Below are 20,830 nucleotides of genomic sequence, written 5' to 3'. Positions count from 1 at the left end.
CAGGGCGCCTAGGCGCCCAACTTCATAGCGGTATCTAGGTTTACAATAGTGCCTTTGACAGAATAGCGCCCCTTCACAAAATGGCTTTCAAGCTGCTCCACATTCATGGGTTTCGCGTAGAGAAACCCCTGAACCTGATCACAACCGTTGGCGCGTAACCAACCTGCTTGAACGGGGTTCTCTACTCCTTCCGCGACTACACGCATCTTCATATTGTGTGCTAAGCCAATAATTGATTTGGCGATGGCAGAATCGGTACTACCTTCGGTTATATCATTAACAAAACTGCGATCAATTTTGAGCTTTTGAATGGGGAAGCGCTGCAGATACGCCAGTGATGAATAGCCTGTGCCAAAGTCATCTATGGCGAGAAACAAACCCATTTGTCTCAGCTCTTTAAGTTGCTTGATGGCCTCACCGGCATGCTCCATCGCCGAGCTCTCGGTTATTTCCAGCTCTAAATATTTTGCGGGCAAGCCTGTCTCTGCCAGTATGGCTTTTACCTTGCCGGGGAAGTCTTTTTGACGGAACTGACGTGGCGATAAGTTCACCGCCACTGTGCCTATATTTAGGCCCGCCTTGAGCCAGCGCTGCTGTTGCAAACAGGCTTCGCGCAGAACCCACTCACCAATGGGCACTATGAGCCCTGTTTCCTCTGCGAGGGGGATGAAATGTATGGGGGAGATAAGACCACGTTTCGTGTGTTGCCAGCGCACAAGCGCTTCCACGCCCATTAGTTCGCCGCTGTGTAAATCAAATTGTGGCTGATAGTGAAGCGTGAGTTGCTCTTGCTCTATGGCGCGGCGCAGTTCGTTTTCTAACAGTAAATAGTTGACCGCCGTAGCGTTCATGCCCTTAGTATAAAATTGACAGTTATTTTTACCGAGCTCTTTGGCTTTATACATGGCTATATCGGCATGTTTTAATAGCTCATCGGCCTCTGTGCCATCTTCAGGGTAGAGGCTGACGCCAATGCTTACTGTGGTGGAGATTTCGTGGTCGCTAATATCCATCGGGCGCGCCAGTGTGGCCAGCAATTTATTGGCAACAAAAACAACATCGTTAATATCGTGTATGCCCTCCAGTACCACCACAAACTCATCACCGCCTAAGCGCGCCACTGTATCCATATCGCGCACGCCTTCATGCAGACGCTGGGCAATGGCTTGTAGCAATATGTCACCCGCGTCATGGCCGAGGCTGTCATTAATATTTTTAAAGCGATCGACATCAAGTAGTAAAAGCGCGATTTTACTACTGCTGCGTTTGGCGCGCGCCAAGCTGTGATTAATGCGATCGTAAAAGAGCGCGCGATTGGGAAGGGCGGTGAGCGGGTCATGAAACGCCATGTAGTTGAGCCTGGTCTGCTGTTCACGCAGGGCATTTTCTGCAATTTTGCGCTCGGAAATATCAGTGCCTATAGTGGCGACGCCAAATATATTGCCTTCTTTATTGCGCAGCGGGAATTTCACCAATAAATAGGTGTGCAGGCTGCCATCTTTATGAAGTAGCTCAAGTTCCCGTTCAAATGTTTGCTGTTCATTGCGCGCGGCCGCATCTAGGTCCCACATAGCGCGAGCTATGACTTCTGGGTAGATATCAAAAACATTTTTGCCGACCAGTCCGGTGTCATCGACATTGGCCATCAGCTTAAAATGCTCACTTGCCAGCATCACATTGCCATCGAGATCCTTCACGGAAATTAATGCGGGAGAGTAACTTAAAATGGCGTTTAGGTAGGTTTCACTCGCCCAGAGGGCTTGCTCTGCGAGACGAAAGCGCTCGCTCTGCTCTTCATAATGTCGGCTATCAATGATTTGGCGTACTAATAAGGAGCTGAAGGTCCAGAGTGTTTCTAGGGCTGCATCAGCTTGCTGTAATTTATCAAGCGGTACATTGGACTCAATATAAAACACGGCGAGGGTGCGCTTGTTCTCAATAATTGGGCGCAAGAGTGCCGACTGGGTTCCTTGTTGAAAAGCCTTATTGCCGAGCAGCGTTAATGCTGGTTTATCAAGGTCGCAGTTGCTGCCATATTTAAAGGTATCTGCGATATGTTGCTGGGGTAAAAAACTGAGGCGCGCAAGCGGCGTTGATACGCTGGTTGCAATTGTTTCATCGATAGAGCGGGTTGCTATTGTTTCTACAAACAACTGTTGGTTTCGCGCAATGATGAATACAACGCGACTGATTGCTTCTTGCGCAATCACAAGTTTTACGAGGCGCTCAGCAATTTGCTTGTTATTTAAATCAGTAAATAGCTGCTGAAATTTTTTGATGAGAGAGACAGTCGAATGATTTGACTGCGCGGTAATATCTTTTTGCATAGCAACTCAATTTGGGTGCGCGTCCTATTGGCAAGACAAGGACGCTTATCGCATGTGGCGAATAGAGTGATGCCGCATGGCCTAAGCGATAAATCGCTCCTTAGGCAGATGAGTCAAAGCAATGCTTGGCGCTCATGAATACTGCGGTTTGCTGCCTTGCATTTGTTTTCCTGAGCCCAGCAATCCTAAGGCTGACGTTATCCCAAATTTTTACTTATAAGCAGAACTATTTTTAGTGGATCTGCTACTGAACGCATCATAGCTAAAATATTTGCACCTGTCTTTACTAAAGCTGAATTGAAACTTTGGCGACTATTATGTGAGCTAATAGTTTGTGGGTATAAGCTTTGGGTTGGTGATAAATACTGAATTATTTTTAATCTACTTATCAATCAATTTTTAGTATTAATAACGAAGGGCGAAATAGTGAGTCAATAGTTTGCTCTTTGTTAGGTTGCTCGCTTTAGGCTGGGGCTGGTCTAGAATGATTTAGCATCTAGCTTCTCAAACGGCGTTTTAACAGCTGTTTGCCGATATTGTGTTACTGGTGTTGTTACTTATATATACAGTTGCTTGTTTGTGTAGTGGTGCGGCTGGGTTGCCAAATTGTCGTAGGTAGTCAATAAAGTGTTCGCAGTCATGAATTGTCACAGCGACATGAAAAATGTAATTGCAAGTTTTGCTGTTGATGCAAGGCTGTAAATAAAAGAAATGCAAAGAAAAGCAAAGTAAGGGCGCTGAACATGAAAGACCCTAAATCAATAAAAGCACGGGACCCGGTTTTGGTGCCAAAACCGGCGCTGAAACCTAAGCCCGCATCTGCATCTAGTGATGGCATAGCTTTTTCTGATGGCCCTATGTTGGAGTGGAAGCTGATTAATGATGGGCGCGGTATGCGGGTGGATATCATTGGCGATATGGATGCCACCTTGCGCAAACAGTGGAAAACGTTATTGGTGGAGACTGCAAGCAATGACATTAAGAAGATTGAATTTAATATGACCGATGCATCGTCAGTCAGTCTCGCAGGTTTGGGTATGTTGCTGCTTTTGCGCGAGCGCAAGGGATCGAGCAAAGACGCCATAAGCTTGCTAAATTGCACGCCTAAGGTAATGGAACTATTGAGTTGGTGTGGAATGGAAAAGTATTTTACGGTTGTGCCGGTACATAAACGTTAGTGGTATAAGGTTGCGCGAGGTTTACGTAAGTCTAATTTCGTAGCGGGTTTCCGGCACCATCGGCGAGACTTCAATCGCTCGCTAGGTGATGCCAGTAGAGTAACCTTTTACGTGGGTGAGGTGCCGCACATATTTCATTCGGAAGCACCTCACTGTGTGCAAATTAAGTCGCTTGTTTTAAGCATGAAATTAAACGTCGCATTTGCTCATCAGTGCCTATGGTGATTCGCAAAAATTGGTCGATGCGTGGCTTGTTAAAGTAACGCACCAAAATCTTGTGATCGCGTAGCTGCTGAGCAATTGCAGCGGCGTTATCACCCGCAGGGCGCGCAAAAACAAAATTAGCTTGCGATGGCAGTACCGTAAAGTTTAATTTTTCCAATTCGGTAACAGTCCATGCGCGTGTTGCCATAATTTTAGAGCGACAAGCTTGAAAGTAGGCCTCATCTTCAAATGCCACTACCGCGGCAGCCTCTGCAATACGATCCAGTGGATAGGAGTTGAACGAGTTTTTAACGCGATCGAGCCCATCAATTAAATCCCTATTGCCTATGGCAAAACCCACGCGCATTCCTGCCAGCGAGCGAGACTTAGACAGGGTTTGTACAACCAGCAAGTTGGGGTATTTATTCACTAAGCTAATCGCGGTTTCGGCTCCAAAGTCGACATAGGCTTCATCTACCACCACCAGTGACTCTGTGTTTTGTTGCAATAGCGCTTCAATCTCGGCTAGGGGCGATCCTATGGAAGTGGGGGCATTGGGGTTGGGGAAGATGATGCCGCCATTGGCGCGGGCGTAATCTTTAAAGTCAATGCGAAAGTCATCTCTTAACGGGATGCATTCATACTCAATCCCAAATAGCTTGCAGTAGACAGGGTAGAAGCTGTAGCTAATGTCGGGAAATAGCAGCGGCTTTTCCTGTTGAAAAAACGCCATAAACAGCAGGCCTAATACCTCGTCGGAACCATTGCCCACAAACACCTGATCAGCGTCTACAGCGTAGTAATCTGCCAAGGTGTTTTTAAGTTTTTTAGAGTTAGGGTCAGGGTAGAGGCGGAGCTTATCCACCGCATCATGGGAAATCGTATCAATAACTTTGGGGGAGGGCGGATAGGGGCTTTCATTGGTGTTGAGCTTGATTAACCCATCAATTTGCGGCTGCTCGCCGGGAACATAGGGCTCCAGCTCGCGGACTACCTGGCTCCAAAACTTCGACATAACGACTCCTCAAGGTCGGATAAAAATCAGGGCGCAGTATACGCTGCAAGGTGAATAGCTTCTATCTATTCACCTTTGCTATTGTTGATTGCGGTTTTTTAGTCAGTTTATTTTCGCGCAGCGTAATAAGTCAGTGGCAAATGCGCTTAGGGTGATAGTTGTACGAGTTTAGCCCGCGTTATAGTTTATTCATTCATCACATGAGGCTGTGTGGCGAAGTTTTTGCTTTAGATCTTTTGATTGAGGAGTGAAATATGGTTACTGCGCCTAAATTAATCTTACTCGACTTGGACGGTACGCTTTATGTCGGCCAAGAGCCAATTCCAGGTGCTGTATTTGCCGTTCAACAATTGCGAGAAAGTGGCATACCTTTGCGCTTTCTTACCAATACGACGACCAAATCCCAAGCGCAATTGGTCGCGCAGATGCATGGCTTGGGTTTTGAGCTAAAGAGTGAAGAGTTAATCAGCGCGCCTGGCGCCGCGCGCCTTGAATTACATCGATTACAGCGGCAATTGGGGCGAACCATAAGGATTTGGCCAGTGGTGGCGGAGGTGATAAAGGCGGATTTTAATGAGTTTGATCTAGATGAATCTGCTCCAGATTACATTGTATTGGGGGATATAGGGGCGGCGTGGAGTTTGGCGCTAATTAATCGCCTTTTCAATGCGATGTACCAAGGGGCAGAGTTAATCGCGCTGCACAAAAATCGTTTTTGGCAAACGGAAGCGGGTTTAAAGGCCGATATCGGCTTTTTTGTAGCTGGGTTGGAATACTTATGCAGCAAGAATGCGCGCATTATGGGCAAGCCCAACCCAGAGTTCTTCCAGTCAGTATTGACCTCTACTGGCGTGGCTGCAGCAGATACCCTCATGGTGGGCGATGATATAGACACGGATATTGGCGGCGCACAACAAATGGGGATGAAGGGCGCTCTGGTCAAAACAGGGAAGTATCGAGAGGCCTATTGCGCGGAATCACGGGTGAAACCAGATTTGGTGCTCGACTCTATTGCAGACTTAATGGCCAATATGAGTGCGTAGTGATAGAAAGCGAATTTAGTTAACGGCCCTGATAGGAATAGCGCCGTTGAGCGCGCGGCTTAGATGGGAGCCATAGTAGTGTTTTGTTCATCTTGCGGTAAAAAATCGACTATTCGTTCTAATTTGAAACGGGAAATAGAATGAATTCAGCGCTAGGCTTAAGCCGTCTAACTAAATGGCGAGAGAATGTCGAAGCAACAAAATAAAAATCTTATCAAAATACATGTATCCCAGTTAAAACTGGGTATGTTTGTTAGTGAACTAGATAAGAGCTGGCTGGAAACGCCTTTTGCTGTGCAAGGTATGCCCATGAACAGCCAAAGGGCAATAGATGCCATTGCAGAGCACGCTGTTTATGTATGGATTGATCCGCTCAAGCAGGCGGCAAATAGCTTGGGTTCCTTAAAAACCCTTACTGCAGTAACTACCTCTAGTACGGCCATTTCCCACAGCGCCAGCCTCGGCGCGCAAAGGTCACCGCCTAAGCGTAAACACCTGTACGTCAATAGCGTTACGGCAATTGAGGAGCAAAGCTATGCTCAGATACTTTATACGCAGGGTAAATCTGCCATCAAAAAAATACTTAGCGAAGTGGCTAGTGAAGGGCGAGTAGCGATTGCTGATGCGCGCGGTATTGTAAAGGGCTGCGTTAAAAGCGTCATTCGCAATCCATCTGCGTTAATGTGGATGTCGAAAATTCGTGAACAAGATGCCTACACCGCAGAGCATTGTTTGAATGTTTGCGTGTTAGCTATGGTGTTTGGGCGGCACTTGGGTTTGTCAGAAAAAGACATCGTGCGCTTAGGGCTCTGTGGTTTGTTGCATGATGTCGGTAAGATGAAAGTTCCGCTCGATCTTCTCAATAAAACCGGAAAGCTTTCCAGCGATGAATTTGAGCTTATTAAAGGGCATGCTCTGCGCGGCTTTGAGCTCTTGCAAGAATCGAATGAGTTTATTCCGCCTATTGTAGCTGAAGTGGCTAAAAGCCATCATGAACGCATGGATGGCAGGGGCTACCCTTACAAAACACCGGCAGCAGCGCTTGACGAAATGGTGCGTATGATCACCTTGGTGGATGCTTATGATGCTATGACGTCTGACCGTTGCTATTCCAAAGGTAAAAGCAATACCGAAGCCCTAAAGATTATTTATGATCAAAAAGGCGCGCAATTTGATGAGAATTTAGCACTGGAATTTATCAAGTGTATCGGTATTTATCCTGCGGGCAGCATAGTGCAACTGATCAATGGTTGTGTCGGCATAGTGGTAGAAGTCAATCAAAAGTTTCGTCACCTTCCTAAAGTTCTCATAGTGCGCGATGCTGAAGCCCGAGTGGAAAACCCCTATTACGTCAATTTATTGGACATAGAGTTTGGCTCCTTAAGTAATGATCATCTTGTGCGCTCGACACTTGGCAGTGGCGCCTTGGGAATATCGATTGCTGAATATACTAATACGGAGGTCAAGGTTTAACGTGGCACTGTATGAGTGCACCGCAATCGCACATTTATAGATTTTGTCGTTCCATGCAGGGCTCCTATCCTCGGGGCGCACTGTCGCCTCCTATTGAATAATCCTTTTTGCCAGATTAAAAACGCTTGTTTGCTCTCTGTAAGAGTGGATTTAAGGAATTGAGCCTGTTTATACTCGCAACCCCATTCTAATAAATACTATGCCTTAAACGGAAGTTGCTATGCGTATAGCCGTTGCCAGTCGAGTTGTGACCTTAATTGTTGTTTCCCTCACCGCTATAACTCTCACCTCAGCCTATGCGGTCAACGAGCAGTATGCGCGTCAGGCCGTTGTGTTGGAGGAGCGCCATCGAACGCTCAAAGCCATGGAGATGATGATTGAGGGGATTAATAAACTCACCAGCTTGGCACGGGCGCATGCAGCTACCGCGGAATCTTGGTATCGCCGCGACTTTGAAGATGAGGTGAATGTATTAAAAACCCGCGATAGAGCCATTAAAGAGATGGCTGAGTTAAATATCACGGACGAAGAGATGGCATTATTGGTCAGTGCTAAACAAAGTTCTGATGAATTAATGCAAATTGAATTCAAGGCGTTTGAAGCGGGCGCTCAGGGCCGACGCGATACTGCGATTGGGCTGGTGTTCGGTGCTGAATATCAAGCGGCAAAGGTGCGTATTTGGGATGCATTAGGAATAGCGGAAGCGCTTATTGAAAAGCGCTTACAAGCGGAGGCGTTCGAACATGCAAAAACGGCGCAATGGGCGCGCTGGGTATTTATCCTTTCCGTCACTCTCACGGCACTCACTAGTCTCATCGCCTTACTTTATTTTTATCAAAGTCGTTTTATCGCCCCGCTGATAAATCTCGCGCAAAAAATGCAAGCGCTCCTCGCAGGTGATGCCCTTGATCACAAAGTTTTCATCAACTTAAAATCTGAAATTGGCGATTTGTCGCGCTCTATAGAAGACTATCGTCACAAGCGTGAGGGCTTGGATGCCGAACGCCAAGAGGTGGAAGAGAATTTAAAAAAATCGCAAACGCGTTTAGAGCAAATATTAGAGGAGTGCCCAGCAGGCGTAACTATTTTGTCGCCTGATGGTGAGCCGGTGTTTGCCAATAGCCGCATGGCCGAAATATTAAAATTTAATCTTGACGAGTTTTTTAGCCGGAGGGCAGAGGAATTTTGGGTCAATGTAGAAGATCGTAAAGAGTATATCGGCCTTTACAAAAAACATAATCGAGTAGATGGATTCGAAACGCTGTTACGCTGTGACGACGACAGCCACATATGGGTGCGAATCAGCGCCCGACCCATAGAGCATGAAGGGCGGCCCTATCTTCTCACCTGGGTTTTTGACATAGATCAAACGAAAAATACCGAGGTAGAACTTAGGGAGCAGACGGCCTTCCTGCAGGTGCTGATAGACACCATTCAATTCCCAATTTTTTATCAGGGCGCCGATACGCGTTTTATTGGTTGTAATAAAGCCTACGAAAAAGTGTTTGAGCAAGATCGCCATGATTTAGTGGGTAAAAGTGTGTTGGATTTGGACTATCTGTCGGTTGAAGATCGCTTCTTCTATCAAAAAGAAGACGAGCAACTCATTAAAAACTCTGGCAGCGTTCATCGTACCGTCACTATTCCGTTTGCAGAAGGTGAAAGCCACGAGGCGCTTTACAGTGCCTCAGGGTTTCGTAAAACTGATGGTCGGCCCGGCGGTTTGGTTGGCACCTTTGTTGATATTGAGGAGCAAAAAGCAGCAGAGCGCACCATGCAGGCAGCGAAAGAGTTGGCAGAAGAAGTGTCGCAAATGAAATCAAACTTTCTGGCGAATATGAGCCACGAAATTCGAACGCCAATGAATGCGATTATGGGGATGTGCTATTTAATTCTTAAGACGCCGTTGTCTGGTAAACAGCAAGAGTATCTTGAGAAAATTCAGTTGAGCAGCGAGCACCTGCTACATGTAATCAATGACATTCTTGACTACTCAAAAATTGAAGCCGGAAAATGTACCATTGAAAAGGTACCGTTCAATATAGCTTCGCTCATGACGAGCCTGTCAAATATGATGCAGCACAAGGCGCACGATAAAGGCTTAGCGTTTACGATTCTGCTGAGTAAAGATCTACCTGAATGGGTCATTGGTGATTCATTTCGTATCGGGCAAATTCTTATCAATCTCGTCAATAATGCGATTAAGTTTACCGATCAGGGCGCTGTTGTGATTGAAATAAGTGCGGTGTTACCTAACTCAGTATCGAATAGCCTAAGGTTTTCAATTAAGGATACTGGGATTGGTATTACGCAAGAGCAAAAGCTTCACCTCTTTCAATCCTTTCAGCAAGCAGATGCCTCCACCACGCGGCGTTATGGTGGCACAGGTTTAGGATTGGCCATTTCCAAAAACTTGGTTGAACTCATGGGCGGGGAAATTGGCGTTGAATCCCATTTGGGGCAGGGCTCTGTGTTTTGGTTTAGGTTGCCGCTCGAGCCTATTGAACATGATGCCCGCTTATTGGAACAACAAGCGCAAGTTGCTTCATTGAATGAAGCAACCAATAAAGACAATATCGAAAAAACATTGCTGCTTATGGCAGGCGCGCGCATTTTGTTGGCGGAAGATAATCGGCTGAATCAAATCGTCGCAGCGGATATTTTGCACGATGCCGGATTTATTGTGGATATAGCTGATAACGGTGAGGTTGCCGTTGCCCTTGCCAAGGCGCGCAAATACGATTTGGTGTTTATGGATGTACAAATGCCGGTGCTGGATGGCCTGTCGGCAGCGCGGGTTTTGCGTCAAATACCATCCCTTGCCAATTTGCCTATTATTGCGATGACCGCCAATGCCTCGCATCAAGATCGTGAAAAATGTCTCGCAGCCGGCATGCATGATCACCTTGCTAAGCCCATTGAAGTCGACCAACTTTGGCGCGTGCTCACTAAATGGATATCGCCAAAAGTCGGCTCTTAATATGAGTCAGATTGTTCTGTGGTCGGGGTGCGCGTGTAGAGGCCTTCCAGCGCTTTTGGGTAGCTATTGTCAAATTCCTCTAGATTTACATTCGCACGCTTTTGGCTGAGTTGCTCATAAAGTGCTTTGGCTTTTTTAGTGATGTCTGCTCGTACGGCTTCATCTAATTGAAATTGCTGGTAATAGTTATTCTTATTGAAATTAATTACTCGGTCGCCACGCATAGCCCCCACTTCTAACCAGGCCAAGGCCTCGTGCTGCTGTTCTTCTGCTTGCGCGTGGTTGCCTGCGGATTGGTTCATTTTACTTTGCATGAGTTTAATGCTGGCGAGCTCGCTCAGGCTGAGTGTATAGCCATGAACGCTCGCATTAATTAAATAATCTTCTGCAGTGGCGAAATCGGCATCGCGCATTTTTGCTTGGGCATAGAGCAGCATCGCTTGGCTATCACCTTGGTTCGCCATGGTTGCTAAGGTTTCATTCGAGTAATACTCATAAGCGTTTGAAAAATAATTCCCGTCTTGATCCACCTGCGGGTACCCGTGAGCCTTTTGCCATTCGCTAAATAGCTGGAAATTCTCATCAGAAAGATCAAATGGGCTAGTACTGAGGGTTGGCGCTATGGCTGCAGGGCTTGATGTCACGCCGCTGGTCTTTTTTATGCCGTGTGCTTGGTTTTTGGTGAGGCGCGCGCGCAAAGAGTGAGTTTCTAGTTCTGTGTCTATATTCACGGCCATAGCAGAACGTGGCGCTGTTGAGGGAGCGTAGTGAAAATAAAATGCGCCTAACAGCATTGCTATGAATACAAAAATATATGTACGGTTTTTTAATGCCATCTGCCTGTCTCTTGTGAAATTATTATTTTAAGCCAAATTGTGCCGTTGATTGCGGATACTCTACGTATCTTAGAGGGGTATCTCAGCCTAGAGTTTACTGGGTTAACGTTCAGGGTTGCATATCTTTCCATACTTAATGCTGATTTAAGTTAGCGGCATTAAGCTGGTGTTCTCTCTTGATAACAACCAAACTCGGTTAGACAAGATTGCATGACGGAAGGGTGACTGGCAATGAAGAAACCGAGCGGTGGCGCTTCCATTTCCAGTCAAGAGCTTGTTATTGATTGGTTTAACTGGGTGCTTAGGCTCACCCTAGTGGGCATTGGGTTATTGGTGCTTTTTTGGAGGTTGGACCTCGACCAGCGCCTTGCATTGTATTTGTCGCAACAGCCTGGCGGCTTTCCCTATGCGGCTTCATCAAATTATGAATATATCTTTCATAAAATTCCTAAGGTTATTTCTGGTTCTGTCTTTATTGGTATGTTGTTGTTGGCCATTTTTTTGTTGCCTTGGTGTAACTGGTTTGAAAGAATTTCCCCCACATTTTCGTGTCAACGCCTTCAGTTACCGATAATTGCTAAGCCGCGTGTATGGCTGCGCCGGTTTCCCGCTGGGACTGCCGCAAGTTTATGGGTGACCATTCTCGCTATGGTGTTTGTAGCGGAGATGATTGGCCATCTTAAGCGCGCCTCCAGTGTCGACTGCCCGATTCAAATACAGGTATTTGGTGGCCATAAAGTGGTCGCGCTAAGCGATATTCATGAACCTTTCCCTCATTTTGGCGAGGGCGGACATTGTTGGCCTGGGGGGCATTCGATCACTGGCTTTTTGTTTGTCGCATGCTTCTTTGGTTTTAAGCGCATGGGGATGAACAAAGCTGCACGCATCAGTTTGGTTGTTGCGCTCGTCTACGGTAATTTTTTAGGGTTAACTCAAGTGTTGCGCGGGCAGCACTATCTCTCACACCAGTTGTGGTCAGCTTATTTGGTGTGGGTGTTAAGTTTGATTTTTTTTATATTTTTCGGGTTTCTGCAAAGATTTTTTTCAAAGACGCGTAGCGAGTAAAAATATGTATTTAACATCTGGCGCATTAGGTACTCTATGGTTTTGTAAGTTGGGTTGAGAATGAAGATCAAGTGAAATAAAAAACCGATAGAACCTTAGATTAGGGGTTTTATAGTGGTGGTGTCGGAAAGAATGATGTTAGCTTTTATAACCCCCCCCCCAGCCAACGATCTGCCTAGACTACTAACCGTAGCGCAACCAAATTTTTAAGTTATAAATAATTGTTTGAGAAAGAATATACCATCTTGACTTTTTGTTAACCCCCCGTTGCTAGCGGCTCGGGGGGGGCAACTGAAGCTTGTCTTCAATATTATCCTGCATAATTCCAACTGCAATTAATAACCCTGCAAATAAATTTCACTCATACGTGCCGCATTAAATTTTTTCACACGCAGGTAGCGAGTCGTGACCATGACTGGGTAGTGCTTTAGCACTAAATAAGTATTCAGTTGGTCTGCCACTATAACCTGTTGTGAATGACTTGGGTCTGCGTCAGAAAACTCAACCAAGCCAACCCCGTTAGCATCGAAAAAGCTAATCTCTGTCAGTGTATATTCACGCCCTAAATCGAGAATCGCTTCAGCTGGGTAAATAGCCGTAGCCCATCCGGGTAGCCAATAGTTAGTGGGTGCAGAGTTTGTTTGTTCATCCATTAAGGCTTCGGGATTGCCGAGTGCGCCGGGCATTATCATAGAGGGGTATAAGGCGATAGGGGCGGGTGTGTTTGTTGCTGCGCTGGCAGCCGACGACGATGACTCGCTCGTGGCGATGGAGCTTGCGTTAGCTGTACTAGAACTGCTTAAACTTAATGACGATGACGATGACGATGACGATGACGATGACGATGACGATGACGATGACGATGACGATGACGATGACGATGACGATGACGATGACGAGCTAGAAAGATCGCCGTAGTGAATAGGGAATAGGGCTTTTCCTTGGTCTGAATTTTTTTGGCTTAGCATCCAGTTGTAAATGCTTTTTTCGGTGGTGGGCAGCGCGCTGTGGGTCGTGTTATACACACTGCGCCAGCCACTGTGGCCATCATTGGGCATGAAGGTCGCGCGTAAATTATGCGGGCGCAATGCGGAAAACAAGGTGCAACTTTTTCCGTTATAAATACAGCTGTAACTAGGGTGTTGGTATTCAATGGTAGCTTCTGGGCAGCTAGCGGAACCATTAATAATACTTTTTGTATTGCTCGACGCCATATTGCCAGATGCGCCGCCCGCGAAACCCCAGAAAGGAATGTTGTGATCGCGTACAAAACAGGGATCAATCGCGCCCGCCGCTTCTATAGGCACTGCGGCAGCAAAGTGGTCTGGGTTTGCCATTAGGTATTTCATAAGGCTGCCGCCGCCCATACTCAACCCCGTAAGGTAAACACGGTCTGCATCTATTTCTATACCTTTGGTTGCCAATTGCTCGGCTGCATCAGAAATTATTCGTCGAATAACATCAACACTAAACCCACCCTGCGCCATGGACTGCGGAATAATCACCAGCATATTTTCCTGGGGTGAAAATTGCCCTGTCACTATGGCGGCACCAGGCCCACCTGCGGCTGCCTCCACTTTATTAAGCGTACTGGCAACGCCCGCGTAATAGTTGTCGTCGCGGGTGTAGCACATATTGATGATCGATGGCCCCTGTTCACCCTGGCCATGTAAAAACACCACCAGAGGAAATTTCCCCGCTTTTATTTGCGTGCTACTGGTGGCAGGCGCATACACATAATAGGGCACACGGGAGCGCAAATTGCTGGCGACTCCGGGCGTACACTCTGGCCCCTCGTGAGATAGATATTGCAAGCGGATGATATTGGCATTGGCCATGTAAGTGGGCGCTTCAGGAAAACGCTGATCTATAAGCGCGAGTGCAGAGAGCGAAAACAAGCAGAGCATGAGTGCGAGTATTGATTTCATAGCATTTTCCTACTTAGGGCAAGAAGGTGATGGTGCAAATAACAACAGCCACAGACTCACTTGGTATATACAAGGAAGTTGGCGTTAAGGGATGGTGGACACTAAGTGACCTTAGCTGAAGGATAAAGGCGGGATAAATGTTTTGCTAAAAATGAGACAAAATCCCTTTGTCATACCGTTGGGTTAAATTAATAGCGGCTAAGGTGGGCAGTTTATAGATGAAAGTTATGTTTGGAGCCCAAGGTGTATTTCGATTTAATTTAAGGTTTTTGGCGCTCTTTTTCATAATCTTTGTAGGGCAGGCTATTCGCTTTTCGGCAGACCTCTTGGGCACTTAAGGTGGGCTCTTTATTGCAGTCCTGTAGGTTGTTGTATTGGATGTTGTCGTAAACATTGTTGGCGGTACAGCCCGAGAGCGCAATCAGGCTGAGTGAAAGTAAGTATTTCATGGTAAATAACTCCGTGTAGTTAGGCGAAATAATTATCAGCCTGTAAGACTAATAAAATGCTGTAAAGTTCGCAGCCAATAACGGATTGCTGTTAGTCGATGGTTTGCATTAACTCAATCAATCGCGCAATACGTTTATTGGATAGCTGGCGATAGTCCGGGTAGGGCGCAACAATTAAGCGGTGTTCTTGGTTGATGGCAAAGTAGGCGTCCAACCAAGTCAGTGGCGGCAGCCTTAAGTGCGCGGCGTAGGTTTTGCCTGCGATGATATGAATTCTGTCATCCTGATGAAATTGCGGTGCATTGAATAGCAGCGCGGCCTGCGAGTCCTGCTGAAATAATTCTTTATCGCGCAGCGCCTGCCAACTGGGCGGCAACTCACTTCGTTGTTGTAGGCCATACCAATCAAACAATAATTTGGCGTACACACTAAACACCTTGCGCCAGTGGTTGCTGGTGTTAGCCACAATATGCCCCAGCTCCCCCATCGCCAAAGCGCGCAGTTCGCCCATAAGCGGGTAATCATCCAGCGGCGGGCGATTGGCGATATAAAAATTGACGCGGCTGTCGCTAGCTCCAAATCCGATTTTGTTTGTCATTGTAGGCGTAGGTTGGGTTGAGGAACGAACCCCAACATGACCATGCTGGGGGTAAGATAAAAAGCCGATGGATATTTTTGTTTTGGATTTTATAGGTGATTGGTGGTGTCGGCGAGCGTGGTGTTGGGGTTCGTAAACTCACCCCAACCTACGGGTCATCTTCAATTATGGCTTCTTGTATTTTTTAAGGGTCAGTTTTTCAATTTCACCATCTTGAATAATTAATATTTCATTGTTGTGTGGATCTGTTAAGAATGTTTTCCCATGTAAATAGCCTATATATTTAAATGTTTTGGTCCCTAATTCTAAATACCAATACTCGCTATTAGTTATTATTTTGTACGCGTTGCTTTTTCCTGTTGCAAATGAGTAAAACGGGGTACAACAAAATATAAATAAGACGACCGAGCGTATGTGAGGTGGGAACATATTTGATGCTAAGTTGCTTTTTATCATCGCTACAGCAGGGATGGTTGATAATAAAATCGCACAGGTTGTCCATCTGGATCCTATATTTTCAGTTACGACAAAGCCTATTACGCCAGGAATGAAAAAGCCCACAAAAATAAGCCAATCCATAGGTGACATCTTTTTTTTATTCTGTTCCGGTGTTGCTTCATTCGGTTGTTTATTCTGAGATGCAAATGTACCGATAGCAGCGCCAATAAGTACAAAGGTAAGGCCTGAAGCTAATGGTATAAATGATGCAATTATTGCTTCATTTATAGAAGCGTATTCAAAAGCATTAATATCAAATGTACTCCAGTAGCCCCAGATATACATAGTCCCTGTTACTAGAAAGTATGGGATGATGAGCCAGAAATACTTTCTTTCTATTTGTTCCATAATTATTCCTTAGTTGGTAATCCGTATGGAGCTTAGCGCGATACGGAGTTTTGATTTGATATCCCCCAGCAATCCGCTCACTCCTTGCGGGCTACTCAGCAACCCCCGGCTCATACGCCAACACCGGGCTCATCCAGCGCTCTATCTCCTGCACACTAACCCCCTTGCGTTCCGCCAAACTTTCTACCTGATCTTTCTCAATTTTTCCTGTGGGGAAATAAGAGGATTCTGGGTGCGCGAAGTACCAGCCGGATACCGCTGCTGTGGGCAGCATGGCGAAATGCTCGGTTAGGGTTATGCCGGTATTGTCGGTGGCTTTTAGCAAGTTAAACAACTGGGTTTTTTCGGTGTGATCTGGGCAGGCCGGGTAACCGGGCGCAGGGCGTATGCCTTTGTATTTTTCTGAGATCAAATCTTCATTGGTGAGATTTTCTTCGCGGTCGTAGGCCCAAAATTCTTTGCGTACGCGCTGATGTAGATGCTCGGCAAAGGCTTCGGCTAAACGGTCGGCGAGGGCTTTTACCATGATGCTGTTGTAGTCGTCGCCGTCGTTTTGGTATTGCTTGGCGAGTTCTTCTGCGCCTATGCCCGCAGTAACCGCAAAGCCGCCAATGTAGTCTTGCTTGCCAGTTTCTTTTGGCGCGACAAAATCGGCGAGCGAGTAGTGGGGTTTGGTTTCCATGCCCTGTTTTAAGTGTTGCTGGCGAATGTGGTGCAGCTTAGATATTTGTGCGCCGTCTTTGTCGTACACCGCTATGTCATCGTGATCGACTGTGTTAGCGGGCCAAAAGCCGATAACACCGTTGGCGCTAATTAATTTTTCATCGATGAGTTTACGCAGCATCTTTTGTGCATCGGTAAAGAGGTCACGCGCCGCTGCGCCTACGATTTCATCTTCCAAAATGCGCGGGTATTTTCCGGCGAGGTCCCAGCTTATAAAGAAGGGCGTCCAGTCGATATATTCAACCAGTGTATTTAAATCGTAGTTTTCCAATACTTTGATGCCGGTAAAAGCGGGCGTGGGCGGCGTGTACTTGTCCCAGTCTAGCTTCAAACCCTTTGCTATGGCTTCGGGGTAGGTACGCACTGTGCCGCGCGGTTTGCGGTTGGCGTTGCGCTCGCGCACTTCTACATATTCTTGCTGTAATTTTTCTACAAAGGGTGGGCGCAGCTCGTCCGAAAGTAAGGTGCTGGCAACACCTACCGCGCGTGAGGCGTCTGCCACATAAACGACTTGGTTGAGTTTGAATGCAGGGTCAATTTTTACCGCCGTGTGCGCTTTAGAGGTGGTGGCACCGCCAATCATTAACGGCTTATTGATGCCACGGCGTTCCATTTCGCGGGCGACAAACACCATTTCATCAAGCGAGGGGGTGATTAAACCCGACAGGCCGATGATGTCGCAGTTTTGGTCGATAGCTGTTTGTAAAATTTTATCGCAGGGCACCATTACTCCAAGGTCGACTACCTCGAAGTTGTTGCACTGTAAAACCACGCCCACAATATTTTTGCCAATGTCGTGCACATCGCCTTTTACAGTGGCCATTAAAATTTTGCCATTGGGTTTGGAGGCTTCGGTTTTTTCCAGCTCTATGTAGGGCTGTAAATAGGCGACCGACTGTTTCATAACGCGCGCGGATTTCACCACCTGCGGCAAAAACATTTTACCGGCGCCGAATAAATCGCCGACCACGTTCATGCCGTCCATGAGTGGGCCTTCAATGACATCCAGCGGGCGCGGGTAGTGTTGGCGCGCCTCTTCGGTGTCTTCAATAATGTGCGTTGAAATACCTTTTACCAGCGAGTGCTCAATACGTTTGGCTATAGGTAGCGAACGCCATTCGGCATCTTCTTTTACTTCACCCGTAGAGCCGTCGCCGCGATATTTTTCGGCGATGTCGAGCATGGCTTCGGTGCCATTACTAGTGCGATTGAGGATGACATCCTCAACGCGATCTTTTAATTCTTTGGGTAGGTCATCGTACACCGCCAACTGACTGGCGTTCACAATACCCATGTTCATACCGGCTTTAATGGCGTGGTACAAAAACACCGAGTGAATCGCTTCGCGCACCGGGTTGTTGCCGCGAAAAGAGAAGGACACATTAGACACGCCGCCGCTAATGCCAGCATGAGGTAGGTTTTTGCGAATCCAGCGGGTGGCTTCAATAAAGTCCACTGCGTAGTTGTTGTGCTCTTCTATGCCGGTAGCTACCGCAAAAATATTGGGGTCGAAAATAATATCTTCCGGCGGGAAGTTTATTTTGTCCACCAAGGTGCGATAAGAGCGTTCGCAAATTTCTTTTTTGCGTGCCATGGTGTCGGCTTGGCCGTCTTCATCGAAGGCCATTACCACTACCGCTGCGCCGTAGCGCATACAGAGTTTAGCTTTGTACAGAAATTCTTCTTCACCTTCTTTTAAACTGATGGAGTTAACAATCGGCTTGCCTTGAATACATTTTAAACCGGCTTCTATCACTTCCCATTTTGATGAGTCCACCATGATGGGTACGCGCGCAATGTCCGGCTCGCAGGCAATCAAGTTTAAAAATTTCACTATGGCTTTTTCGGCATCGAGCATGCCTTCGTCCATATTGATGTCGATAATCTGTGCGCCGTTTTCAACTTGTTCTAAGGCCACTTCGAGCGCGGTGGTGTAGTCCTCTTCCACGATTAGCTTTTTAAAACGCGCGGAGCCGGTCACGTTGCAGCGCTCGCCCACGTTTACAAAGAGCGAGTCTTTGGTGATGTTGAAGGGTTCTAAGCCTGACAGGCGACAGGCAATTTCTAACTCAGGAATTTTGCGCGGTGGGTATTTTGCCACTGCATCGGCGATGGCTTTAATGTGCGCGGGCGTGGTGCCGCAGCAGCCGCCGATAACATTTAAAAATCCGCTAGCGGCGAACTCTTCAACAATTTCTACCATTTCCTGCGCGGTTTGGTCGTATTCACCAAACTCGTTGGGCAGGCCAGCGTTGGGGTGTGCGGATACATAACAGTTAGCGACGCGCGACAACTCTTGCACATATTGGCGCAGTTCTTTGGCACCCAGGGCGCAGTTCAAGCCCATGGTGAGCGGCTTGGCGTGGGCGAGAGAGTTATAAAAAGCTTCGGTGGTTTGGCCGGACAGGGTGCGCCCAGACGCATCGGTAATGGTACCGGATATCATAATCGGTAATTCAAACCCGACTTCATCAAAATATTTTTTTACCGCAAATACCGCAGCCTTGGCGTTGAGCGTATCGAAAATGGTTTCGATCAAAATCAAGTCGGCGCCGCCGCTGACTAGGCCATCCATTGATTCGAGATAGTTTTCCACCAATTGATCAAAGGTGACATTGCGTTTGCTGGGGTCGTTGACGTCGGGCGAAATGGAGCAGGTGCGGCTGGTTGGCCCGAGCACGCCCGCTACAAAGCGCGGTTTGGCCGGATTTTTTGCGGTGAACTCGTCGCACAGCTCGCGCGCGAGTTTGGCGGAGGCGTAGTTGAGCTCGCGGCTCAGGTCTTCCATGTCGTAGTCAGCCATGGAGATGCGCGTGGAGTTAAAGGTGTTGGTTTCGAGAATGTCGGCGCCAGCATCAAGATAGGCACCTTGAATTTCGCGCAACATTTGTGGCTGAGTAATGGCGAGCAAATCATTATTGCCGGCGATATCCATGTGGTAATCGGCAAAGCGCGCACCGCGATAGTCGGCCTCCTGCAGCTTGTAACTTTGAATCATGGTGCCCATGCCGCCATCCAAGATAAGGATGCGCTGGGCAATGGCGTCTTTTAGGGCTTGCAGGCGGGCTTGGCGGGCGGGAGTCAGTGTCGCTTTGGTCATAGGGATAGAGCCTGTATGTTCGGTGGTCATTGCCTTAAGGGCAATATCAAAAAATATTGATATAGATGTTTGGCGTGAATTCTAGCAGAAACTGGCGTTGCTGTGGTCGCTCGCGAAATACCAAATTGTGCTGAAAGCTCGACTTCAGCTAGGTTGATGCGCCTGCTGCAGGGCATTTTTTGCGGGGCAGCTAAGATTTATCCGTGCCAATTGTCATTTCTGAGTTTTTATCCCAAAGGCTTTGCAGTAGAATACCCGAGTAATTTGATCGGGTATATTTCCCATCCAGCCGCAAAGCATAGTGCAGCTGCCTCAAGCACCGAGCTGCAGCCATGTTGCGCCGCCCTAATCTGAAGGTCCGCCAAGATTATTATGGTTAATGTTGATATCACTGAGTCTGCTCAAGCGTATTTAAAAGAACTTCTCGACAAGCAAAAGGACAATTCCGGTATAGGAATCCGTATGTTTGTTGCCAACCCAGGCACGCCGAGCGCGGAAACCTGCATTGCCTACTGTCGCCCCGGTGAAGAAAAAGAAGGCGATGTCATTGTGCCGCTCAATGGCTTTAGTGCGCATTTTGAGGAGCGCAGCCTGCCGTTTTTAGAGGATGCCAAAGTAGACTATTCTGCTGACCGCATGGGTGGTCAGCTGACGATTCGCGCTCCCAATTCTAAAATGCCGCGCGTGACTGATGACAGTCCCTTGGAAGACCGTATTAATTATGTGTTGTTTAATGATGTAAACCCCAGTCTTGCTTCCCATGGCGGCAATGTTAGCTTGGTGGAAATTACCGAGGATATGATCGCGGTACTTAAGTTTGGCGGTGGCTGTCAGGGCTGCGGCTCGGTGGCGATCACGCTTAAGCAGGGTATTGAGGTGCAGCTGATGGATAAGTTGCCGGAGCTGAAAGGTATTCGCGATGTGACCGATCACACTGATCGCTCTAATGCCTATATGTAATTTGCTTGTGCGGCCTGTTTAAGGGTTGCGGCGCTAATGAGTTGTATGACACCGCCCTGTGCGGTGTTTTTTTTGCCTGAATCTTAGTGTTTGTGTGGTGAGTAA

14 protein-coding genes are annotated in these 20,830 nt (G+C 47.2%); 6 read left to right on the top strand and 8 right to left on the bottom strand.

The window, feature by feature from the left end; genetic code table 11:
* Positions 1 to 8: 8 nt before the first annotated feature.
* Positions 9 to 2,327 (bottom strand): putative bifunctional diguanylate cyclase/phosphodiesterase, encoded by a 2,319-nt coding sequence (locus AC0KUT_RS15355; RefSeq protein ID WP_488831273.1) that lies wholly within the window; start codon positions 2,325 to 2,327, stop codon positions 9 to 11.
* A 743-nt stretch (positions 2,328 to 3,070) separates the two neighbouring features.
* Between AC0KUT_RS15355 and AC0KUT_RS15350 the strand changes: the two genes are divergently transcribed.
* Positions 3,071 to 3,505, top strand: coding sequence for an STAS domain-containing protein (locus tag AC0KUT_RS15350; RefSeq protein WP_488831272.1), 435 nt, complete (start codon positions 3,071 to 3,073; stop codon positions 3,503 to 3,505).
* Positions 3,506 to 3,668: 163 nt separating this feature from the next.
* On the opposite strand, the gene hisC is transcribed toward AC0KUT_RS15350, so the two are convergent.
* Entirely contained in the window at positions 3,669 to 4,724 is a 1,056-nt protein-coding gene (gene hisC, locus AC0KUT_RS15345; protein WP_488831271.1) for a histidinol-phosphate transaminase, read from the bottom strand.
* A 254-nt stretch (positions 4,725 to 4,978) separates the two neighbouring features.
* Here hisC and AC0KUT_RS15340 point away from each other — a divergent pair, with 254 nt between their 5' ends.
* The 3 genes from AC0KUT_RS15340 (at position 4,979) to AC0KUT_RS15330 (ending at position 10,220) form a co-directional block, all read left to right on the top strand.
* Complete coding sequence (locus AC0KUT_RS15340; protein WP_488831270.1) at positions 4,979 to 5,767, top strand: TIGR01458 family HAD-type hydrolase; 789 nt, start codon at positions 4,979 to 4,981, stop codon at positions 5,765 to 5,767.
* A 186-nt stretch (positions 5,768 to 5,953) separates the two neighbouring features.
* The gene (locus AC0KUT_RS15335; protein WP_488831268.1) at positions 5,954 to 7,240 is read left to right on the top strand and encodes an HD-GYP domain-containing protein; all 1,287 of its coding nucleotides are present in this window, start codon (positions 5,954 to 5,956) and stop codon (positions 7,238 to 7,240) included.
* A gap of 220 nt (positions 7,241 to 7,460) precedes the next feature.
* The gene (locus tag AC0KUT_RS15330) at positions 7,461 to 10,220 is read left to right on the top strand and encodes an ATP-binding protein (RefSeq protein ID WP_488831266.1); all 2,760 of its coding nucleotides are present in this window, start codon (positions 7,461 to 7,463) and stop codon (positions 10,218 to 10,220) included.
* On the opposite strand, the gene AC0KUT_RS15325 is transcribed toward AC0KUT_RS15330, so the two are convergent.
* Positions 10,217 to 11,056: a hypothetical protein gene (locus tag AC0KUT_RS15325; protein ID WP_488831265.1), complete on the bottom strand. Its 840-nt coding sequence runs from the start codon at positions 11,054 to 11,056 to the stop codon at positions 10,217 to 10,219. The two genes, AC0KUT_RS15330 and AC0KUT_RS15325, sit on opposite strands and share 4 nt — an antisense overlap.
* Before the next feature lie 231 nt (positions 11,057 to 11,287).
* On the opposite strand from AC0KUT_RS15325, the gene AC0KUT_RS15320 reads away from it, so the two are divergent.
* The gene (locus AC0KUT_RS15320) at positions 11,288 to 12,121 is read left to right on the top strand and encodes a phosphatase PAP2 family protein (protein ID WP_488831264.1); all 834 of its coding nucleotides are present in this window, start codon (positions 11,288 to 11,290) and stop codon (positions 12,119 to 12,121) included.
* 335 nt (positions 12,122 to 12,456) lie between these two features.
* Here AC0KUT_RS15320 and AC0KUT_RS15315 read toward each other — a convergent pair whose 3' ends face one another.
* The 5 genes from AC0KUT_RS15315 to metH form a co-directional block, all read right to left on the bottom strand.
* The gene (locus AC0KUT_RS15315; RefSeq protein ID WP_488831262.1) at positions 12,457 to 14,049 is read right to left on the bottom strand and encodes a carboxylesterase family protein; all 1,593 of its coding nucleotides are present in this window, start codon (positions 14,047 to 14,049) and stop codon (positions 12,457 to 12,459) included.
* Between the two features lie 260 nt (positions 14,050 to 14,309).
* Positions 14,310 to 14,498 (bottom strand): hypothetical protein, encoded by a 189-nt coding sequence (locus AC0KUT_RS15310; protein ID WP_488831259.1) that lies wholly within the window; start codon positions 14,496 to 14,498, stop codon positions 14,310 to 14,312.
* 91 nt (positions 14,499 to 14,589) lie between these two features.
* Complete coding sequence (locus tag AC0KUT_RS15305; protein ID WP_488831258.1) at positions 14,590 to 15,096, bottom strand: DUF6942 family protein; 507 nt, start codon at positions 15,094 to 15,096, stop codon at positions 14,590 to 14,592.
* A 165-nt stretch (positions 15,097 to 15,261) separates the two neighbouring features.
* Positions 15,262 to 15,942, bottom strand: a complete 681-nt coding sequence (locus tag AC0KUT_RS15300; protein WP_488831257.1) for a hypothetical protein — start codon at positions 15,940 to 15,942, stop codon at positions 15,262 to 15,264.
* 91 nt (positions 15,943 to 16,033) lie between these two features.
* The gene (gene metH, locus AC0KUT_RS15295) at positions 16,034 to 19,750 is read right to left on the bottom strand and encodes a methionine synthase (RefSeq protein ID WP_488835761.1); all 3,717 of its coding nucleotides are present in this window, start codon (positions 19,748 to 19,750) and stop codon (positions 16,034 to 16,036) included.
* Positions 19,751 to 20,137: 387 nt separating this feature from the next.
* On the opposite strand from metH, the gene nfuA reads away from it, so the two are divergent.
* Positions 20,138 to 20,725, top strand: a complete 588-nt coding sequence (nfuA, locus tag AC0KUT_RS15290; RefSeq protein WP_488831254.1) for a Fe-S biogenesis protein NfuA — start codon at positions 20,138 to 20,140, stop codon at positions 20,723 to 20,725.
* The last annotated feature ends 105 nt before the right edge of the window (positions 20,726 to 20,830 follow it).

It is taken from the genome of Cellvibrio sp. 25HG11W-0 (genome assembly GCF_057815475.1).
This window is presented reverse-complemented; position numbering and strand designations above follow the sequence as displayed.